Source organism: Clostridium perfringens, assembly GCF_016027375.1.
GTDB classification, from domain to species: domain Bacteria; phylum Bacillota; class Clostridia; order Clostridiales; family Clostridiaceae; genus Sarcina; species Sarcina perfringens.
Genome location: NZ_CP065681.1, coordinates 1236185 through 1255938, shown reverse-complemented (window position 1 = coordinate 1255938; position 19754 = coordinate 1236185). Strand labels below are relative to the sequence as shown.

Genomic DNA, 19754 nt, shown 5'->3' with positions numbered 1-19754 from the left:
GAGTTACCTTGTTACTTATTTACTATTTAAAGTGTAAAACAACAATCATATTTTATCAAAAGCTAATAATAAATGCAATTATTTTCATTAAATTTACAAGACTATACAACCTTAAGATCCAAAAAACACCTTAATTCTTCTGATTTTTCTATTTTATAATTTTTTATATTAATATTATTATTTTTTAATAAGTTAACATAATTACTTAAATCCTCTAAAGAGCCTGTAAATAAAACTTTACCTATCCATCCCTCTTTATATTCTAATTGTAAAACAGTACAATCCTTATTTTCTATATTTTTTAATACTGTATTTAAATCCATTTCTCCTATAGAGTTTGTTAAAACTGGAATTTCATAATTTCTTAATTGAAAAAGCTCTATACCTTGTACTAATAGTATAACTATAAAAATAGTAGCTAAAGTTACATCTAATTTTAATTTTTTCACCTTAATTCTCCTTTTAATCTATAAGTATTATTAGATTCATTTAAACTTATATCATAAACTCTTCCATTAATTTTATTAATATAATTAATAAGAGAATTTTTATAAATACTATTTACTTCTACTTCAAAACTTTTTCTCTCTAGACTTAAATTTAATATCTTTTCATCTTTAATTATTTCCTTTAACTTATTTATATCTTCTAAAAATTCCTTGTCTAAAGATCTTTCCCTATTAACTCCCTTTATTTCACTTAAATAATTTTTTATTTTATTATTTTCAGTCTTAATTTTCCCATAAAAAAATAGATTAAATAATAATAAAAGCAATATGTATATATTTAGCTTTTTCTTTATTTTTCTGTTATACTCCTCTACATATTCAATTGGTAAAAAATTTTTATATTTTTTGATATAAATTCTCCTCACCTCTAATCTCATTTAATTTTAAACCTTTAAACCATTCTTTTATTTCTTCCTTTAAATACTCTTTCTGAATTTTAAAAGTAAAGTCTTTTAAAGATACTCCAAAATCCTTTTCTAAACCTTTAAGACTTTCCTCTATTACTTCAATAATATTAGAATCTTTTACACTCTTTAATAAAACTAGTTTACCTTTTATATAAATACTTATTTTTAAATTTTTAAGTTCAAAAGTAGCTTTCTTAAAAGATAATATATTCTTATTTTTAAGTTCAGGAAATGTTAAAGCAAAATCCTTTCTTTCATATAATAAACTTTTAAATCTTTCATCACATCCAATAAAATACACTATTAAAAATAAACTTTTCTTATATTTTAATACCTCATAATGAACTAAGGGTGTGTAATTAAAAAATCTATCTCTTATAAGCTGTTCTATTTTTTCTTCAATATTACACTTTTTATCAACTCTAAGTGTTTCTATAAATATCTTTTCATTTAAAAGAATAATTTTTACTCTCTTATCCTTCAACTCCTTAAGTTTTGAAATATCATTTGTATCATTAATTACTAAGGTCTTTATTAACAAACTCATAATTTCCCCTTTTTGACAAGATAATATCATCATTTCTAAAATCTATACCATAATAAGTATCCTTAAAAACTCCGCTTATCTTATCTTTACTTTTAATATGTATAGCTTTTTTATCCTCAATATAAGTTGCATTCATATTATTTAAAGTAAAATCTAACTTATTAATATTATCTATATTTAAAATTTTTTCTTTTAACATGTACTTTAAAAACTGTTCCTCTGAATTATTTTTATCTATATTAGAACTTATTATTTTAAAACTTCTATCAAGTTCCTTTCTCCTTTGAAATGAATTATCCATAAGTATAGTAACTATCATGCTACAAATTAGTGAAACTAACATAACTTCTATAGACACAAAACCTTTACGCCTTTTCATAACAATAGATCCTCTCCTCTTGATTTTTAACCTTTAATTTTATATAAAATAAATTTCCTTTTTCCATCAAATCAAATTTTTCAACATCTTCTATGAGTGCAGGTGAGTAATTTCGTCCATATCCTGTATAATTATAATAAACATATAGTTTATTTTTTATTTTCTCTATTTTATCTTCTGCTACTATACCATCTCTCCAAAATTTCACTAAAATATAGTTTTTATCTTTATTTATCTTTATATTTTCAACCATATTATCCCAAAACCTGTGATTTAAGTACATCTCTGCATCCAACAAGTAGTTTAATTCTTTCTCTTTTGGAATAAACCTCTTATATTCCTTAACATAAAAAATCAAATTCTTTGTTAAACTTAAGGTTATGATTCCTAAAGCACCTAAATAAATACATAGTTCAATTAATAAATATGCTTTTCTTCTTCTTTTTGCGGTGGATTTTCTAAGTTTTGAAAGGATTTTTCTAAAAATTTGTATATTTTCACCTCCTTATTTTCACTTATATATGGTTTTTCATTTTTATAAATTATATTAATAATACTTTCATATTGATCAAAGTGGCTTATATTAATAGTCCATCCCAAATCATTATGATTTTTATTATGTAATATTAAATTTTTTCTAAGAAATTCTTTAATATCACTATTTATTAAGTCATTTATCTTTAAACTACTTATTTTATATGTTCCACTATTAATACTTCTTAAATCTTCAAAGGATATATTGTGTTTTAGCTCCATAGCCAAAGAATTAATAATTTCTGCTACTTTTATTTTTTCTTTAATATAATAGTTGTTTTTAATATAAGTGCTATAACTTTTTCCTATTCCTAAGAAAAGTATTGATATTAATGCTAATGCTAAAACCATATCTACTAGTAAATATCCTTTCTTTTTATTAATCTTATCTTCCATAGCTATATTTCCTCATAAATCACTTAACATTAATTTTCCATATGCCTGGAACTATGGTTATTTCTCTTCGCTTATTATTTTTATCAATTATTGTTATAGTTCCAGATATACTGATCATCCCAGTCTCATTTATAGTAATTAAATTATCTCTATTAAAACTTACTTTAACTTCATTTAACTTTAAAGAGGTAGTTCTAAGAGCATTTTCATAAATTAATTTATTGTCTAAAATATCAAAAATTATTTCTCCATATAAATTATCTTTCTTAGATAACTGTTTTGCTTCCATTAAAAAATCATGAATCTTACTTATTTCTCCTTCAACTTTTAATTCATACCCCCTATCTTTTATAATCATAAATGATGTTGGTATTGCTAAAATAAGAGAAGTTATTGCCAGGTATATTATTACTTCGCTAAGGGTAAATCCTTTTCTTTTCCTATACATATTTCATGCCCTCAAAGGTCGGTACTAAAACTAAAAGCATCATAGCTGAAATAACAAAACCTAATATAATAAACATTGCTGGCTCTATTTTCCCAACAGTTTTATTTAGTGCCCTATCAAAATCTTTTTCTCTTATTTTTAAAAGCTCTTCAATATTTTTACTAAACAATCCACTTTCTTCTCCTGTTATTAAAAATCCCTTTGATACATGAGAAATAACATTTATTTTCCATATACTACTGCTTAAAGTAGTCCCTTTTATTAATTCTTCATTTATGCTTTTAATATATTTTCTAAGCTTTACATCACTTAAGCTTTCTCCAAATACACTTAAAGAATTATTTAGGGATATTCCACTATTTAATATCATGCTTATTAAAAATAATATTCTAATTTCATAATACATTCTGTATACTTCTATCTTTTCTAAGATTTTTTCAGAGGGTATTACTTTAAAGAATAGATAAAGCGAAATTAATACACAGGAAAAATAGCAAAAAACTATTACTTCAACATTAGGATTTTCTTCTACAAAGTTAATATAATTATTTAATAAAGTCATAATTTTAGAACCTTCAATTCCCCTTAACTCATACATATCTACAAACTGTGGCAAAATATAAGTTACATAACCAAAAATCATAATAATTAAACCTATAAGAAGTGAAATTGGATATCTAAGAGATTTAATAATTTTATTCTTTATTTCCTTTTCAGCTAATATATTTCTAGCACACTTTTCTAAAACCTCTTCTAAGTTTCCACTTTCTTCTCCAATCTTCATCATATCCTTCATTAAATCTGGATATAAGTTACCTTCCTCTTTAAAAGCCTTTGATAAAGCTTCTCCATTTAAAACCTTTTTCTCAATTCTCTTTAGGGATTCTTTGTATTTTTTATCTTTTACAGTATTCTTTATTAAGTCTAATGATCGTCCTATAGGCATTCCTGATTTTACATATGTGCTTAAATTTAAGCATATGTATGAAGCTTCATCTTTAAACCCAAACATCTAACCCCTCACATTCTTTTAATAAGTAATATTCTTCTAAAGATATTTCTCCCTTTTTAACTAAGGTAAAACATGCCTTTAATAGTTCTTCTCCCCAAGTAATATCCTCTGTACTTTTATATTCTCTTGGAAATATAATTTCACAAATTGCTTTTCTTCCATTATTACCTGTCCAATTACACATTTCACATCCAGTTCCCTTATAGTAAGCTTTTAAACTTAACTCTTCCCCTTTTAATTTCTCAACTAGTTCATTTTTAAGCTCTATCTTCACTTTACACTTTTCACAAATTTTTCTTACTAATCTTTGAGTTATTATTGAACTTACTCCTTCCTTTACTAAATATCCTTCTACTCCCATATCTAATAATCTATTAAAAACTTCATTACCACTGTTAGCGTGTATTGTTGAATATACTTTATGCCCTGTTATAGAAGCTCTTATGGCAATTTTAGCCGTTTCCTCATCTCTTATTTCTCCAATTAATATAACATCAGGGTCCTGTCTTAATATATGCTTTAATCCATTAGCAAAGGTTAATCCAACCTTATCATTAACATTTGTTTGAGTTATTCCTTCTATGGTAAACTCAACGGGATCTTCTATGGTACTTATATTTATCCCTTCCTTATCTATTGAATTTAATAATGCATATAGAGTTGTTGATTTTCCACTTCCTGTAGGACCATTTATAACTACCATTCCATGTTTTAATTTTAAAAGTTTATTTATTTTATTCTTTTGATCTTCCATTAAACTCAAATTATCAATATTCATAAACTCATTTTTCTTATATAAAATTCTAACTACTAACTTTTCACCAAAAGTACTTGGAATACTTGATATTCTTAAGTCACAATCATATCCATAATTTTTAAATGACACCTTCCCATCTTGGCATCTTAATTTATCGCTTATATCCATATCAGCTTTTAACTTTATCTTATTGACTAAATTTTCATAAAGATTTTTCTTTATTCTCTTAACTAAAACTAAAGTTCCATCTATTCTAAAGCGAATGTTAGCATATTCTTCTAAGGGTTCAATATGAATATCACTAGTATTTTTTTCTATACCTAAAGATATAAGACTTATTAATTCTTCCTCAATAAATTTATCCTTAGAAAAACTTTTTCCACCATAACAATCTTCAATTAAAATTTCTATTTCATCCTTATTTCCAATTACAAAGTTTATTTCTTTTTCTCTAAATAATAAGGATAAATACTCCCTTTTCTTTGATTCTTCCTTACTTGTATAAAAAAATATCTTACCTGAACTTTCTTTTAAGGCAATTAAATTCATCTCTAAAGCTGTATTCTTAGATATATTCTCCATTAGCTTCATATCTATATCTTTAATGGTATATTTCATATATCAACCTCCTCATCAGTAATAATTGACAAGGCATTTCTTTTTTAAACAAAAAAATTCTAGATTATTAAAAATTTTTAATAATCTAGAACTTTTAACTATTTTATAATAATATACTGCCCTTTATTGCTATCTATAAGTTTAATACTCTTATCCTTTAGATTATATCTATATAGTGCATTTTTTTCTTTACTATCATTAAATCCAAGAAAATATATATTATCTCCAGCAACAATTAACTTTGATTTCTCTGATATATTTTTAGGAAAATCATACACTAATCTATCAAGTTTATTATTTGTTATATCAATTGAATACAAGCTTCTTAATCCTTCGCCCTTTGTACCAATAAAATACACTACATTTCCTATTTTACATAAAGATTCTATTTCTCCAACCTCATTTGAAATAACAGATTCTTTTTTACTATCCAAATTATATATATAGCAATTTTTCTTGCCATCAATACTGCTTTGAGTATATAAAACAACTTGATCTTCAACTAAATCAATATAATCTATAAAAGCCTTAACAATTTGCTTTTCTAAAGTATATCTTCCATCTTTAATATTATAAATATATAGCCCACTTTGTCTTTTTTCTAGGTCAACACCATATAGAATTAATTGATCCTCATTAACAAATTTAACATTTTCCCCTGAAATAGCTAAATTCTCATTAAAATCAAATTCCTTAAAATTTTGTAAGTCTAAAACTTTGTATCCTATTTTATCCCCAGAATTATATCTATATAGAAGTTTAGTTCCCTTTGGACTAATAATTAATTCTTCTATATTTCCATCTACTGATATCTTATGTTCCTTAACTCCATTAGTTATTATTAAGTTTGTTCCCTTATCAGCAAACTCCCTATAAACAGCTAAACCTAATTCCTCACTATAAACTTCCATATGACCCTTAAGATCTAAATCAAGTTTTTTTAGTGAATCCCCTTCTATTTCGTAATACAAAACATCTTCCCCTGAAATTGTAGACACAATACTACAAGGAAGTTTTAAGTTTGTTCCCTTACTGTCCTCTTCATTAGACCCTTTACCGAAATTACATCCCGCAAGGGTTGTTGATAAAATAACTAATACTAATAAACTTAAAGCAGCAGCTTTCCTCATTTACTTACTTCCCTCTCTAAAATAAATATGTGCCATCACAAATAAATGACGCATTACCTATCATTTTTACTCCATCATCTTCAATATTAACTTTTAATTCTCCACCAGGAACTATTACCTTTACTTCTTTATCTACAAGACCTAATTTATTAGCAGCTATAACTGAAGCACAATTCCCTGTTCCACATGCTAAGGTTGGGCCTGCACCTCTTTCCCAAGTTCTAACTTCCATTGTATTTCTATCAATTACTTTGCAGAAGTTAACATTTGTTCCTTGAGGAAATAATTCATACTTTTCTATATCCCTACCACATTCTATAGGATATTTTTCCTCCTCAAATATAATAGTATGAGGAACACCCATAAGTAAAGATGTTATTTCAAAATTTCCATTTCCTACACTTACTTTTTTTTCTATTATTTCTTCATCACATAATGCTGGAATATTCTTTGGTTTAAAGTCTCCAAATCCCATATTTACATTGATACTTTTTACCTTATCATTCTCAATTTCTAAAAAGATTCTTTTAACTCCATCACCTGTTAAAACATCTAGCACATCTTTCTTTACTATTCCCTTCTCGTAGACATACTTAGCAAAACATCTTATTCCATTTCCGCACATAGCAGCATAAGATCCATCTGAATTTATTATTACCATTTCTATATCACAATTTTCATTCTTTCTAACTATTAAAATCCCATCTGCGCCAATTCCAAATCTTCTATGGCACATTTTTTGAGCAATTTCTCCCTCTTTACCTAAATACTCATTGTTTAAATCTTCTATAACTATAAAATCATTTCCATTTCCATGCATTTTTGAAAACTTCATATTATCACCTCAAATTACCTATTATTGATACTTTTTATTATAAGATGTATACTAACTGTAAGTTCAATCAATTTAGAAAGGAAAGAAAATCATGGCTTTAGACGGTATTTATTTATATAACTTAATAAATGAATTAAAAGATTCATTAATAAATTCTAGAATTGACAAAATAAATCAACCTGAAAAGGATGAAATAATAATAAATGTACGTGGAAAGGAAAATAAAAAACTTTTAATTTCCTCTAGTTCCAAGTACCCTAGATTACATTTTACTACAATAAGTAAGAATAATCCATTACAACCTCCTGTTTTTTGTATGGTATTAAGAAAATATTTAACAGGTGGAAGAATAATTGACATATATCAACAATCTACAGATAGAATTGTTTCAATTGATATAGCCAATAAAGATGAAATGGGTTTTGATAGTGTATATACTTTAGTAGTAGAAATAATGGCTAGACACAGTAATATTTCTCTTGTAAGAAAGAGAGATAATAAAATTATGGAATCAATAAAACATATAACAGCAAATAAAAATAGTTTTAGAGTTCTATACCCTGGTGTAAGCTATGTATTCCCTCCTGCATCTGAAAAATTAAATCCTTTTGACTTTTCAAAGGAAGATTTAAAGATAGAATTAAGCAAAAATAATAATGAATTAGATGAAAAGATCTTTTCAAAGCTACTAACTGGTGTTGGTAAAAATCTTTCTCTTGAAATGTATTCATTATTTAAATCACAATTTGGAGATTCATATGTTTTTGATGATATATTCAATTTTATATGTAATTACTTTAATAACATATTTAAAGATATACAAAATATTATATTCTACAAGAATGAAAAAATTATAGATTTTTATTTTAAAGATCTATCTATTTTAGACCATTGTACTAAAGAAATTTATGATAATAGTAGTGAACTTTTAGATGCCTTTTTTGCTAATAAGGATAAACAAGATAGATTACATGCAAAAAGTGCAGATATTCAAAGATTAGTTAATACTAATATAGACAGATGCTTAAAAAAAATTAAGGTTCTTGAAAAAACCTTAGAAGAATGTGATAAAAAAGAGGAATTTAAGATTAAAGGTGAGCTTTTAACCTCTTATATTTATAGTATTAAAAAAGGAGATAAATCTGTTGACCTTTTAAATTATTATAGTGAGGATGAAGAATACCTAACTATTTCACTTGATGAAAATAAAACACCATCTGAAAACATTCAATTTTACTTTAAAAAATATAACAAATTAAAAAAAGCTGAAGAATCTGCCCTAGAACAATTAGCTATAAATGAAGATGAGCTTAAATACTTAAATTCAGTTTCCTCAAGCATACAGGTTGCAGATAACTATGAAGACATAGATGCTATAAAAAATGAACTTATAGAAACAGGATATATAAGATTTAGAAGAAATAATAATGGTAAAAAGAAAGAAAAACAATCTAAGCCTTATCACTATGTTTCTTCTAATGGAATAGATATTTATGTTGGTAAAAATAATATCCAAAATGATTATTTAACTTTAAAGTTTGCTGACAAAAATGATACTTGGCTTCACACTAAGGATATACCTGGTTCTCACGTAATTGTTAAAAGTTCAAATATTCCTGATAAAACCTTAGAAGAAGCTGCTAACTTAGCTGTTTTCTATAGTAAAGGAAAAGGTGGCACTAAAATTCCTGTAGACTATACTTTAGTTAAAAATGTAAAGAAACCTTCTGGTTCTAAACCTGGAATGGTAATATACTCAACTAACAAGACAGTTTATATGGATTCACCAAAGGAAATAACTTTAGAAAAACTTAAGTAATAAAATAAAAGTTACAAATAGATTCTACTAACTTCTGTACTAAACTAATAATTTATACAGTTATCTTTTCATTCTATTTGTAACTTTTTATATATTATATTCTTTTTAAATTACTTCTTTAAATTATTATCTAAATATTGATAGTAGTAGCATAAAAGTCTACCATTATAAAGCTTTCTGTTTTTAGTAGCTTTTCTACCAAACTCTTTTTGGAAATCTGGACATGCTGTTAGAATATTAAAATCCCAAGTATCTAACTTCTCTTTAACTTCTCCAAAGTGTTTATTTAATTTTGAAACTATTTCTTTTTCACCTATTCTCTCACCATATGGTGGATTTGTAATCATATATCCATACTTTTTCTTAGTTGAAAAATCAAAAAAGTTTCTTTTTTCTATAGTTATACAATCAGTTAATCCTGCTTTTCTTACGTTATTTTTAGCTGTACTTAATACCCAACTATCTATATCATAACCAGTTATATCTAAAGGAATTTTCTTTATAGATTTCTCTGCTCCCTCTCTAACTTGATCCCAAATTTCCTTATCCATTGAAGGCCAAGTTTCAGAAACAAATTTTCTATGTAATCCTGGAGCTATGTTTTTAGCTATCATAGCAGCTTCTATTAATATTGTTCCTGATCCACAACATGGGTCTATAAGAGTTTGCTCTCCTCTCCACTTTGAAAGTAAAACCATAGCTGCAGCTAGTGTTTCCTTAAGGGGAGCTTGCCCTGAGTGTTCTCTATATCCTCTTTTGTGTAATCCCTCTCCTGAAGTATCTATTGTTAAGGTAACCACATCTTTTAAAAGTCCAACTTCTATTTTATAAACTGGACCATCTTCTGTGAACCAATCTTGACCATAACTTCTGCTCATACTCTTAACTACGGCTTTTTTTACTATTGACTGGCAGTCTGGAACACTAAAAAGTTTTGACTTAACAGATTTACCAACAACATGCATCTTACCATCTACAGGTATATACTTACTCCAATCAATCTCTACAGTTTTATTAAATAACTCTTCAAAGCTTTCAGCTTTAAATTCAGCCACTTTTATTAAAACTCTATCTGCAGTTCTAAGCCAAAGGTTTGTTATGGCAATATCCATTTCATCCCCTTCAAAATGAACTCTTCCGTTTTCAGTTTTTAGGTCTTCATATCCTAACTCTTTTAATTCCTTTGCAACAACAGCCTCTAAGCCAAAAGTTGCAGTGGCTATTAAATTATAATCCATAAAAATTTACTCCTTAGTTCTAATTTTCATATATTTCAACTGAATCAGTTCCATCAATCTCTTTGATTTGAACCTTTATTATTTCATCCTTTGATGTAGGAATATTCTTTCCAACATAGTCAGCTCTTATTGGTAATTCCTTGTGTCCTCTATCTACTAAAACAGCTAACTGTATAAATTCTGGTCTTCCTTGATCCATTATTGCATCAATAGCTGCTCTAGCCGTTCTACAAGTATATAAAACATCATCAACTATAATAACCTTTTTCCCTCTTATATCCACATCTATTTTAGGATCATTTAAATTCGGTGTATCACTAACATTAGTTAAATCATCTCTGTATAATGTTATGTCAACACTAGCAACAGGAATTTTAACACCTTCAAACTTTTCTATAAACTCTGAAAGTCTCTCTGCTAAAGGATATCCTCTTCTCTTAATTCCAACAAGAACTATATCCTCTACCCCTTTATTCTTTTCTATTATCTCATGTGAAAGTCTTGTAAGCGCTCTTCTTATAGCATTTTCATCTAATAAACTTGCCTTAAGATGCATATTCTAACACCCTCCTAATTTCTCTACAATTTTTTCAAAGTACTCTGGCAATTCTGAGTCAAATTCAACATATTCTCCAGTAGTAGGATGAATAAATCCTAATGTTTTAGCATGAAGAACTTGCCCCTCTTGACTTAATTTCTTTTGTTTCTTTAAGCCATAAACAGTATCTCCAAGTAATGGATGCCCTATAAAGGCCATATGAACTCTTATCTGATGTGTTCTTCCTGTTTCTAAAGTACATTTAACAAGGGAACATGAATTAAATACTTTAAGAACTTCATAATGAGTAACTGCTCTCTTTCCATCTTTAACCACAGCATACTTTAATCTATCTCTATGGTGTCTTCCTAAAGGTGCATCAATTGTGCCACCTTCTTTTTTAAATCTTCTCTCAACAATAGCATAGTATTCTCTCTTTATGCTATGATCTTTAAATTGTTCTGCTAGTTTTTGATGAGCATTATCATTTTTTGCAACAACTAATATTCCAGAAGTATCTTTATCTATTCTGTGTACTATTCCAGGTCTTATAACCCCGTTTATTCCTGATAAATCATCACAATGATGTAATAATGCATTAACTAAAGTTCCAGTATAATTTCCCGGTGCAGGATGAACTACCATTCCCTTTGGTTTATTAACTACTATTACATCTTCATCTTCATAAACTATATTTAATGGGATATCCTCAGCTTCAACTTTTAATTCCTCTGGTTCTGGTATTTCTACCTCAACGCAATCTCCAACTGAAAGCTTATATTTTCCCTTTTCTGCTTTTCCATTAATTAAAATTTTTCCATCATCAAAAAGCCCTTGAATAAAGTTTCTTGAAACTCCATCTATTTTAAGAGCTAAAAATTTATCTGCTCTTATTCCTTTTTCTTCTTCAGTTATTTTTATTACTTCTTTACTTAAACTCATAGTTTATTTGCTCCATTCTAAAGTAAATATTTAAAGCTATATCTTAAATATTATATAATAAAATATTAAATTTCAACAATTAATTAAACAAAAAGAAAAATCTCACCTTAATCAAAGTGAGATTTTTTAATAGCTCTTTACTCTTCAGCAAAGAAACTTTTAATTTCATTTACATCATCAAAATGTGTTTCCACTTCATAGATGTCTTTAAGCTCAGTTTTTTCTTCTTTCTCTTCTTCAAAATCAATCTGTATGCCTTGTGGTTCTTCTGTTTCAGTTTGATCCTCTGGCTTAGTTATGTTAAAATTCTTAATAAAATCTTTCTCTAAATCATCAAAAGTATCTATTTGGAAGTTCATAAAGCTTCTAAACTTAGCTCTAAACTTTGTAAACTCTTGTTTAACTCTGTCATACTCATCATTGATTTGTATAACATCATTGTGAGCCTTATCTAATATTCTTTGAGCTGTGTCATTAGCACTCTTGATTATTACATCGGCTTCCTTTTGAGCATTAGCTTTTGCTTGCTCAGCTGTATTTTGAGCTAATAATAAAGTATTTTGAATTGTATTCTCAATTTTACTATAATGCTCTATCTTATCGTTAGAATTTTCAAGTTTCTCTTTTAAAGCAGTGTTTTCTTTAAAAAGAATCTCATATTCTTCGACTATTTGGTCTAAGAATTCATCTACTTCCTCTGGACAATAACCTCTTAAAACCCTTTTGAACTCCTTGTTGTTAATATCCATTGGGGTTAATTTCATATAATCACACTCCTATGTATACTTAAATACTGTCAATTTTAATCTACCACTCTTCGTTGTCCCAAAAATATTACTTATTTTAAACTTTCCAATACCTCTTATGGTAAGTCTTGAATCTTCTGAAACTTCTTTGCTTTTATCTTTTGTTATTCTATAGTCTAGAAGAACACTTCCTGAATTTATAGCATCTAAAGCTTTACTTCTTGATATGTTCCCCAAGGCTGCAACTATACAATCTAACCTTTTAGAAGTTACTATTATATTTTTTTCTTCATAGCTAGGTTTAGGTATTTCATCTAAATCATAAATTATTTCACATTTACAATTAAGATTTCTTATTTTATTTAAATTATTAATTAAAAAGTCAATTATACTATGATGAACAGCAACATAGCATCCATCATCTCTTAAAATTAAATCACCTATTTTATTTCTATTTATGCCTAAAGCCATAATAGATCCTAAATAGTCCTTGTGCTCTAATTTTGAAAATTTAGTATTGCATTGAATCCTTAAAAGACTTATTGGAAACAAATCATATTCTTCCTTATTAAAGGCTATTACTCTTCTTTCTCCATCCTCAAAAAATCCAAAACTTTCAACATTTACATCAAATAAATTCATTTCTTGAAGAGTGCTCCATACATCTGGAGTATAAAACTCATCAGTAAATACTGAAATATTTTTTGTCCTAGCTAAATTAAATCTCTCAAAGAGTTTTAACGCTTCAAACTCTTCTAAATTTAATAAATTTATAAAATCTTTTTTATTCATATTATTTTGAAGCCCAGTTGAACATTCCTTTGTTGCTTAATTCACTCTTTAATTCATTGCTTACTTCAACATTTGAAGGTGATACTATAAATACTCCTTTTTCAACTTCTTGAAGTTCTCCACATAATGCATAACAAGCTCCACCAACAAAGTCTATTAATCTTTGAGCTGTTCTAAGCTCTAATGAAGTTGTGTTTATAACAACAATCTTTCTATTTTTTAATGCAGTACATATTTCAGTTGCATCATCATAAACTAATGGTTTAGTTATCATTAATTTAGCTGTGTTAGCTGTATGAATATTTACAACCTTACCATTTTTCTTAGAAGATAATACTGGAGCAAATGATTCTTCTTCCTCCATTACCTCTTCTTCTTCCATTACTTCATCTTCATCTTCGAATTCATCAAACCCTAAAAAACTTTTCATTTTACTAACTACTTTTGACATACACATATCCTCCTAATTTTATTTATATAATCTTTTGCCAAAAATTCCTTGGCCAATTCTAACCATATTGCTGCCTTCTTCAATAGCAATCTCATAATCACCTGACATTCCCATTGAAAGTATATCCATTTTTATATTCTTAAACTTTTTCTCTTTTAATTCACAAAAAAGCTTATGAGTTTTGCTAAAGTACTTTCTACATTCTTCTTCTGTTCCCTTTGGAATTATAGTCATAATACCTAAAACATTAACATTGTTACAAGCTTCTATAGCTTCTATAAGTTCATCTAACTCTTCTTCCAAGATACCATACTTTTGTTCTTCTCTTCCTATGTTAACTTGAATTAAAGTATTGGCAATTTTATTATGTTTACCATATACCTTTTCTATTTCTTTTAATAATTTAATACTATCTAATGATTGTATAAGATGAACTTTATCAACTATATACTTCACCTTATTAGTTTGAAGATGTCCTATTAAATGCCATTCTACATCTTGGTGAAACTCATCAAATTTTCTTATTATTTCTTGAACCTTATTTTCACCAAATTTTCTAATACCAAATTCATAGGCCTCTTCCATTTCTTCAATAGTTCTTGTTTTAGATACAGCAATAAGTTGAACGTTACTTGGAATTTTTTCTGTAAATTTTGTTAAATTTTCTTTTATATCCACTTTTACTGTCTCCTTTAATTATATATTACATTATATTCTTCTTTATAGGAATAGAAAATCCTTCTTTTTTGTACAAATTTTTTACAAAACATAGTTCTTTTACTTTGTATTAGGTTCCATATACTTAGAATTCATATCACTTATATATGCTGGCATAGTTATGTCGTCACTCTTAGTTATTTGAACCTTTATTCCTCTATTCATAAGAGTTTTAATATAACTTCCGTCTCTCATAATTTGATTCTCCATTTTTTCTGGATCACCTATAACATTAACATAAAAAGGAGCTGGTATTTTAACTCCATTCATTCGTAAAAACTGTCCTCCACAATATATCTCTGTATTATATATTATTCTTTGGTTATTTATAGATATTGCCTCTGCGCCTGCAGCTTTAAGTTCATTTATAACTTTTATCATATCATCATCATGAATAGTTCTTAAAAGTCTCATGAAATCATCAACTACTTCTCCACTAAAAGCTTCTCCACCATCCTCTAAAACTATTTTTAAACCTGGTCCTTTAGCCTCTTCTAATCCAGAAAGCATTAAATTATTATTTAACTCTTCTATCATATCCTTTGAAATTTTATTGCTATCCTCATCATTCTTTGAATAATTATTTATCTTCTTTTGTAGTTCTCTATTATTTTCCTTTAACTTTGATATTTCATTATAAAGATTGTTACGTTTATTATATGCCTCTTGATATTCTTTAGCATTTAACACCTTTGTAGTTTCTATTCCATCAAAACTTATATTCATAGATATTAAAAGTCCAACTATAACGGAAGCTGTAAATATAAAAATAGTAAATTCTCTATTTTTCAAAGCATCACCTCTTTATCGTTCTTTGCTTTTATCTAACAATATCCTTCTTATAGCTGCAAAGTTATTAAATATTCTACTACCAAATACTATTACAGCTGCAAAATATAGTGGTATCCCAAGTTTATCACCTAGATATGCTAGTAAAGCTGCTAAAGCTGCATTTCCAAAGAATCCTGATATAAAAACATCAGCTTGAAATTCTTTCTTTAAACTAGCCTTTATAGCTCCAAAAACAGAATCTAAGCATGCAACTATGGCTATAGATAAATATGGGGAAAACTTATCTGGTATGCTTCCTGGAAATATAACTCCTATTATTATACCTACTAAAAGCCCAATAAATACTATCATTCAATCACCTTCCTAATCAACCTTTTTTAAATATTCAGAAGATAGGTTTTGAGTAGTCTTAGGTATTGTAATTGAATCTTTCTTCTCATATTTATAATCATAATTACCTCCTAATACTCCATAGTCCATTTCCCCTGGGAAATCAATTCCTTTTATTAAGTTATCTTGATTACCAATAACCTTTATTGTTAGCTTCTCCTTTGGAGAAATTCTTTCATTATTTCCTATCCATATAAAGTTGCTAGCATTCTTTATTCCTGTCTGAGGAGTTATTCTAATATCATTAACTGCAATAGCTTCTGCACCTGAGAAAGCTAATAAGTTTAATATATGAATTATCTCCTTTTCACTTATATATTCAGGATCCTTTGAAGTAAGCAATGGAGATTTAGGTGTTATGGATAAAATTATTCCTGGCCCCTTAACCTCTTCAGTTCCTAAAATCATTCTTGTTTTATCTAATTGCTCTTTTATTTTATTATTTACATCCCCTTTAGATGCTGCTGCATCCTCCATTTCTTTAAGCCTCTTATTTAAAGAATCATTATTCTTTTGAAGCTCTTCTTTCTCCTTCTTAAGACCGTCTATCTCTGCCATTATGTCATTTTGGTTATAATTTTCTATTATATTTTTCTCTTTATTATTTATAATTTTAAATTGGTAGGTTAATAAAAACCCTAACAAAGCACAAACTATACCTATAATAATTTGTGAAGACAACTTCTTCAAAAAGCACTCCTCCTTACTTTTCTTTATATATTACAGGATTCCCATTAAAGCTTATGTTTATATATCCCTTTTCAAAATTTCCTGCTGGATCATTTAATATATTAACCATCTTAGTTAACTTATCACTTAATTTATCTGAATTTCCTAAAAGTATTTGAACCTCGCCCTTATTTATAACAATATTATTAAGGTTAGATATATCTACAGAGTTTACTTTTATTTTACTTTTATTTAAAGCTTCTCCAATCTCTTTTAAAACCTCAACTTTATCCTTATCTGTACTCATAGGTTCCCCTAAGAATCTGTTTTCTACAGTTAATCCAGTTACTGTAGGCAATTGTAGCCCTTCTTCTGAATTTTTCTTCTCCATTATGACTAAATTTTCATTTAAAACATAAAAATCAGTACCCTCATTAACAATAAATGTAGCATTTCTTTCAACTACATTTATACTTAATTGATCTGGAAGCTTTCTTGATATTTTAACGCTTTTTACATATGGATTACTTAATATTTTTTTCTTAAGAGCAGAAGTATTAAGCAAGAATATATTTTGATTTAAAATATCATTTTCTCCTATTACACTCTCTTTAGTTATAACATTATTATTATTAACATTAACCTTTTTTATATTAAAATAAGGTGTCTTAATTAAAATTAATCCTAATATAACAATAAGTATTATACTAACTAAGATAATTTTTTTTCTTGTCTTTTTTCTTTTCTTTTTTTGTATATATTCATTTATGTTCGTACTCATATTACTCCTTATTTCTTTATTTTGCATTTCAATAACAATAATATCATTTTACTAGATTTTTTTCATTAAGTTTTTAAGAAAATATTACTAATAGTAAAAAATTACTATTAAAATTATGAATACAATTTAATAAAAAATAAAGGCGTATAAAACGCCTTTAATCAATCTTTTTATTTCTTTGTCTTGATATATTAAGAAGAATTCCCATAGCCATTAAGTTAAATACAAGTGCAGTTCCTCCATAACTTATAAATGGAAGTGGAACTCCTGTAACTGGCATTGAACCTGTTACAACGGCAATATTAATTATGGCTTGTAATCCTATAATAGAAGTAATTCCTACTGCTAATAAAGTTCCATATTCGTCTTTAGCACTCATTGCTATTTTTATTCCTCTATAAACAAATATTACAAATAATAATATTACTACTGTACACCCTATTAACCCTAACTCTTCTCCTATTATTGCGAATATAAAGTCATTATGTGGCTCTGGCATGTATAGAGTTTTTTGTCTTGATTGTCCTATTCCAAGTCCAGTAACTCCTCCTGCTCCTAAAGCATAAAAGGATTGTATAAGCTGATATCCATCACCAGCTGGATCTTTCCAAGGATTAATAAAGTTTAAAAGTCTTCTTCTTCTATAATCCTCAAATAAAGTAAAGAATGAACCTGCAAATAAAATTATTGGAGTTATTACTCCAAACATAAATCTTTTTCTTGCACCTGCAACAAAAACCATTATAAATGTAACAAAGCCAGTTACAGCTGCTATACTAAGGTTTTTCTGAGCAAGTATAAGAGCTGCAAATCCTCCCCCTATTACGAAACAAGGAACTATTCCCTTCCAAAACTCCTTAATCTTCTCACCTTTATTGGTAATCATATGAGCTAAGATTATAACTACCGCATATTTTGCAAGTTCTGATGGTTGGAAAGAAAGTGGACCTAACTTTATCCATCTTTGTGCTCCCTTGGTTGCTGGGAATGCATAAACAGCAACCAATAATATAGGAGTTATAATAAGTAGTATTCCTGTTAATTTTTTAAGTTTATGATAATCACATCTTGATATAAATATCATAGCTATGAAACCAACTACTGCAAATAAAGCCTGCTTTTTCAAAAAAGCTGTACTATCATTATAGTTAACCATAGCAAAATATGAACTGGCACTATAAACCATGACCACCCCAATAGCTAATAAAATAACTATTGTATATAAAAGTCCATAATCCAATGGGTTAATATTACTCTTTTTAGTAGTCTTTTTTTTCTTCATTTAAAAACCTCCTATTTTAGGAATTTTCTAAAGTGAAGCAAAAGCAATGAAGCAAAATACTACTGTTATTATAGAAAATACAGAAACTATCTTTGTCTCACTCCAACCTAGTTGCTCAAAATGGTGATGTATAGGAGCCATTTTAAATATTCTCTTACCTGTAAGCTTGAATGAAGCAACTTGTAATATAACTGAAAGTGTTTCTATTACGTAGATAATTCCTATTAACACTAGTATTAAAGGCATTTTTAGTATTAATGCCACCATTGCTACAGCTCCTCCTAAAGCAAGAGAACCTGTATCTCCCATAAATACTCTAGCTGGGAATGCATTAAATCTTAAGAAGGCAAGTAATGCACCTGCTAAAGCAACACAGAATATTGCTAAACTTATGTGTCCTAAATTATAACTAATTATCCCTAAAAATGTAGTTACTAAAACAGTAACTGATGTAGCTAATCCATCTAATCCATCTGTTAAGTTTACCGCATTTGTTACCCCTGCAAAGTAGAACATTACAAAAGGTATATAGAATAATCCGAAGTTAATTTGCCCATTTAAAAATGGTATATTAATGCTAGTTCCTATATATTTATAAGCATACCAAGTTAAAAATCCTGATACGATTAATAATAAAATCATTTTTTGTCCTGATGTTAATCCTTCATTTTTCTTCTTGATTATCTTTAGTAAGTCATCTAAAAATCCTACAAAACCAAATCCTACGAAAGAATATAAAGCTATCATAGCCTCATCTGTTGGATTTCCAACCATAATAAACATTGTTATAATAGTTGCAAAAATAAATATTAATCCACCTATAGTTGGAGTTCCTGCTTTTTTTAAGTGACTCTTTGGTCCCTCTTGTCTTATATTTTGTCCAAATTTAAGTTTATGTAGTAGTGGAATTATAATAGGTCCTAATATTGATGCTACTATAAAACTTATTACTATTGCCATTACTATCTTTGGATCTATCATTGACTTTAAAATTTCCATAAAATTCTGCTACTTAAACTATTAAG

General features: G+C 27.4%; 25 protein-coding genes. 1 reads left to right on the top strand and 24 read right to left on the bottom strand.

Features of this window, described 5'->3' with window-relative positions; all coding sequences use genetic code 11:
* Positions 1–101: 101 nt before the first annotated feature.
* The 11 genes from I6G60_RS06170 to dapF all read right to left on the bottom strand — a co-directional run bounded on the left by I6G60_RS06170 (position 102) and on the right by dapF (position 7572).
* Positions 102–449, bottom strand: a complete 348-nt coding sequence (locus tag I6G60_RS06170; protein WP_011590962.1) for a hypothetical protein — start codon at positions 447–449, stop codon at positions 102–104.
* Complete coding sequence (locus I6G60_RS06165; protein WP_003481876.1) at positions 446–886, bottom strand: hypothetical protein; 441 nt, start codon at positions 884–886, stop codon at positions 446–448. Before I6G60_RS06165 ends, I6G60_RS06170 begins: the two co-directional genes overlap by 4 nt.
* Positions 846–1457: a hypothetical protein gene (locus tag I6G60_RS06160; RefSeq protein ID WP_003458726.1), complete on the bottom strand. Its 612-nt coding sequence runs from the start codon at positions 1455–1457 to the stop codon at positions 846–848. The genes I6G60_RS06165 and I6G60_RS06160 overlap by 41 nt, the downstream gene beginning before the upstream one ends.
* Positions 1432–1842, bottom strand: a complete 411-nt coding sequence (locus I6G60_RS06155) for a hypothetical protein (RefSeq protein WP_011590964.1) — start codon at positions 1840–1842, stop codon at positions 1432–1434. Before I6G60_RS06155 ends, I6G60_RS06160 begins: the two co-directional genes overlap by 26 nt.
* A complete protein-coding gene (locus I6G60_RS06150) occupies positions 1829–2200 on the bottom strand; it encodes a hypothetical protein (protein WP_011590965.1) in 372 nt (123 codons plus the stop codon). Before I6G60_RS06150 ends, I6G60_RS06155 begins: the two co-directional genes overlap by 14 nt.
* 59 nt (positions 2201–2259) lie before the next feature.
* Entirely contained in the window at positions 2260–2772 is a 513-nt protein-coding gene (locus I6G60_RS06145) for a type II secretion system protein (RefSeq protein ID WP_003458656.1), read from the bottom strand.
* Between the two features lie 19 nt (positions 2773–2791).
* Positions 2792–3220 (bottom strand): prepilin-type N-terminal cleavage/methylation domain-containing protein, encoded by a 429-nt coding sequence (locus I6G60_RS06140; RefSeq protein ID WP_003458702.1) that lies wholly within the window; start codon positions 3218–3220, stop codon positions 2792–2794.
* A complete protein-coding gene (locus I6G60_RS06135) occupies positions 3213–4232 on the bottom strand; it encodes a type II secretion system F family protein (protein ID WP_011590966.1) in 1020 nt (339 codons plus the stop codon). Before I6G60_RS06135 ends, I6G60_RS06140 begins: the two co-directional genes overlap by 8 nt.
* Entirely contained in the window at positions 4219–5607 is a 1389-nt protein-coding gene (locus I6G60_RS06130; RefSeq protein ID WP_003458669.1) for a GspE/PulE family protein, read from the bottom strand. The genes I6G60_RS06135 and I6G60_RS06130 overlap by 14 nt, the downstream gene beginning before the upstream one ends.
* Before the next feature lie 98 nt (positions 5608–5705).
* Positions 5706–6737 (bottom strand): beta-propeller domain-containing protein, encoded by a 1032-nt coding sequence (locus tag I6G60_RS06125; protein WP_003458660.1) that lies wholly within the window; start codon positions 6735–6737, stop codon positions 5706–5708.
* A gap of 16 nt (positions 6738–6753) precedes the next feature.
* Positions 6754–7572 (bottom strand): diaminopimelate epimerase, encoded by an 819-nt coding sequence (gene dapF / locus I6G60_RS06120; protein ID WP_003458678.1) that lies wholly within the window; start codon positions 7570–7572, stop codon positions 6754–6756.
* Between the two features lie 91 nt (positions 7573–7663).
* Between dapF and I6G60_RS06115 the strand changes: the two genes are divergently transcribed.
* Positions 7664–9391 carry an Rqc2 family fibronectin-binding protein gene (locus I6G60_RS06115; RefSeq protein WP_011590967.1) on the top strand — a complete coding sequence of 576 codons (1728 nt, stop codon included), beginning with the start codon at positions 7664–7666 and terminating at the stop codon, positions 9389–9391.
* A gap of 110 nt (positions 9392–9501) precedes the next feature.
* Here I6G60_RS06115 and I6G60_RS06110 read toward each other — a convergent pair whose 3' ends face one another.
* From I6G60_RS06110 to mraY, 13 genes are all read right to left on the bottom strand, one after another.
* Complete coding sequence (locus I6G60_RS06110; RefSeq protein WP_003451545.1) at positions 9502–10629, bottom strand: THUMP domain-containing class I SAM-dependent RNA methyltransferase; 1128 nt, start codon at positions 10627–10629, stop codon at positions 9502–9504.
* 19 nt (positions 10630–10648) lie between these two features.
* Positions 10649–11185: a bifunctional pyr operon transcriptional regulator/uracil phosphoribosyltransferase PyrR gene (gene pyrR / locus I6G60_RS06105; protein WP_003451681.1), complete on the bottom strand. Its 537-nt coding sequence runs from the start codon at positions 11183–11185 to the stop codon at positions 10649–10651.
* A 3-nt stretch (positions 11186–11188) separates the two neighbouring features.
* Complete coding sequence (locus I6G60_RS06100; RefSeq protein ID WP_111744275.1) at positions 11189–12109, bottom strand: RluA family pseudouridine synthase; 921 nt, start codon at positions 12107–12109, stop codon at positions 11189–11191.
* A gap of 137 nt (positions 12110–12246) precedes the next feature.
* The gene (locus I6G60_RS06095; RefSeq protein ID WP_003451394.1) at positions 12247–12873 is read right to left on the bottom strand and encodes a DivIVA domain-containing protein; all 627 of its coding nucleotides are present in this window, start codon (positions 12871–12873) and stop codon (positions 12247–12249) included.
* 12 nt (positions 12874–12885) lie between these two features.
* Positions 12886–13647 (bottom strand): YlmH family RNA-binding protein, encoded by a 762-nt coding sequence (locus I6G60_RS06090; protein ID WP_003475151.1) that lies wholly within the window; start codon positions 13645–13647, stop codon positions 12886–12888.
* A gap of 1 nt (position 13648) precedes the next feature.
* Positions 13649–14098 (bottom strand): cell division protein SepF, encoded by a 450-nt coding sequence (locus tag I6G60_RS06085; RefSeq protein WP_003451474.1) that lies wholly within the window; start codon positions 14096–14098, stop codon positions 13649–13651.
* Between the two features lie 18 nt (positions 14099–14116).
* Complete coding sequence (locus tag I6G60_RS06080) at positions 14117–14776, bottom strand: YggS family pyridoxal phosphate-dependent enzyme (protein ID WP_003458739.1); 660 nt, start codon at positions 14774–14776, stop codon at positions 14117–14119.
* Positions 14777–14875: 99 nt separating this feature from the next.
* Positions 14876–15607 carry a DUF881 domain-containing protein gene (locus tag I6G60_RS06075; protein ID WP_003458728.1) on the bottom strand — a complete coding sequence of 244 codons (732 nt, stop codon included), beginning with the start codon at positions 15605–15607 and terminating at the stop codon, positions 14876–14878.
* Positions 15608–15619: 12 nt separating this feature from the next.
* Positions 15620–15958 carry a small basic family protein gene (locus tag I6G60_RS06070; protein WP_003451069.1) on the bottom strand — a complete coding sequence of 113 codons (339 nt, stop codon included), beginning with the start codon at positions 15956–15958 and terminating at the stop codon, positions 15620–15622.
* A gap of 12 nt (positions 15959–15970) precedes the next feature.
* Entirely contained in the window at positions 15971–16687 is a 717-nt protein-coding gene (locus tag I6G60_RS06065) for a DUF881 domain-containing protein (RefSeq protein ID WP_003451626.1), read from the bottom strand.
* 13 nt (positions 16688–16700) lie between these two features.
* Complete coding sequence (locus I6G60_RS06060; RefSeq protein ID WP_003458747.1) at positions 16701–17447, bottom strand: cell division protein FtsQ/DivIB; 747 nt, start codon at positions 17445–17447, stop codon at positions 16701–16703.
* A gap of 157 nt (positions 17448–17604) precedes the next feature.
* Entirely contained in the window at positions 17605–18729 is a 1125-nt protein-coding gene (gene spoVE, locus I6G60_RS06055) for a stage V sporulation protein E (RefSeq protein WP_003451300.1), read from the bottom strand.
* A 27-nt stretch (positions 18730–18756) separates the two neighbouring features.
* A complete protein-coding gene (gene mraY, locus I6G60_RS06050) occupies positions 18757–19728 on the bottom strand; it encodes a phospho-N-acetylmuramoyl-pentapeptide-transferase (RefSeq protein ID WP_003458662.1) in 972 nt (323 codons plus the stop codon).
* Positions 19729–19754 lie beyond the last annotated feature (26 nt).

What these genes read in the sequence shown, in the direction of transcription:
- I6G60_RS06165 (WP_003481876.1), bottom strand. Translation starts at nt 886, where the DNA reads ATGAGATTAGAGGTGAGGAGAATTTATATCAAAAAATATAAAAATTTT.
- I6G60_RS06155 (WP_011590964.1), bottom strand. Translation starts at nt 1,842, where the DNA reads ATGAAAAGGCGTAAAGGTTTTGTGTCTATAGAAGTTATGTTAGTTTCA.
- I6G60_RS06145 (WP_003458656.1), bottom strand. Translation starts at nt 2,772, where the DNA reads ATGGAAGATAAGATTAATAAAAAGAAAGGATATTTACTAGTAGATATG.
- I6G60_RS06140 (WP_003458702.1), bottom strand. Translation starts at nt 3,220, where the DNA reads ATGTATAGGAAAAGAAAAGGATTTACCCTTAGCGAAGTAATAATATAC.
- I6G60_RS06135 (WP_011590966.1), bottom strand. Translation starts at nt 4,232, where the DNA reads ATGTTTGGGTTTAAAGATGAAGCTTCATACATATGCTTAAATTTAAGC.
- I6G60_RS06130 (WP_003458669.1), bottom strand. Translation starts at nt 5,607, where the DNA reads ATGAAATATACCATTAAAGATATAGATATGAAGCTAATGGAGAATATA.
- I6G60_RS06125 (WP_003458660.1), bottom strand. Translation starts at nt 6,737, where the DNA reads ATGAGGAAAGCTGCTGCTTTAAGTTTATTAGTATTAGTTATTTTATCA.
- dapF (WP_003458678.1), bottom strand. Translation starts at nt 7,572, where the DNA reads ATGAAGTTTTCAAAAATGCATGGAAATGGAAATGATTTTATAGTTATA.
- I6G60_RS06115 (WP_011590967.1), top strand. Translation starts at nt 7,664, where the DNA reads ATGGCTTTAGACGGTATTTATTTATATAACTTAATAAATGAATTAAAA.
- I6G60_RS06110 (WP_003451545.1), bottom strand. Translation starts at nt 10,629, where the DNA reads ATGGATTATAATTTAATAGCCACTGCAACTTTTGGCTTAGAGGCTGTT.
- pyrR (WP_003451681.1), bottom strand. Translation starts at nt 11,185, where the DNA reads ATGCATCTTAAGGCAAGTTTATTAGATGAAAATGCTATAAGAAGAGCG.
- I6G60_RS06100 (WP_111744275.1), bottom strand. Translation starts at nt 12,109, where the DNA reads ATGAGTTTAAGTAAAGAAGTAATAAAAATAACTGAAGAAGAAAAAGGA.
- I6G60_RS06095 (WP_003451394.1), bottom strand. Translation starts at nt 12,873, where the DNA reads ATGAAATTAACCCCAATGGATATTAACAACAAGGAGTTCAAAAGGGTT.
- I6G60_RS06090 (WP_003475151.1), bottom strand. Translation starts at nt 13,647, where the DNA reads ATGAATAAAAAAGATTTTATAAATTTATTAAATTTAGAAGAGTTTGAA.
- I6G60_RS06085 (WP_003451474.1), bottom strand. Translation starts at nt 14,098, where the DNA reads ATGTCAAAAGTAGTTAGTAAAATGAAAAGTTTTTTAGGGTTTGATGAA.
- I6G60_RS06070 (WP_003451069.1), bottom strand. Translation starts at nt 15,958, where the DNA reads ATGATAGTATTTATTGGGCTTTTAGTAGGTATAATAATAGGAGTTATA.
- I6G60_RS06060 (WP_003458747.1), bottom strand. Translation starts at nt 17,447, where the DNA reads ATGAGTACGAACATAAATGAATATATACAAAAAAAGAAAAGAAAAAAG.
- spoVE (WP_003451300.1), bottom strand. Translation starts at nt 18,729, where the DNA reads ATGAAGAAAAAAAAGACTACTAAAAAGAGTAATATTAACCCATTGGAT.
- mraY (WP_003458662.1), bottom strand. Translation starts at nt 19,728, where the DNA reads ATGGAAATTTTAAAGTCAATGATAGATCCAAAGATAGTAATGGCAATA.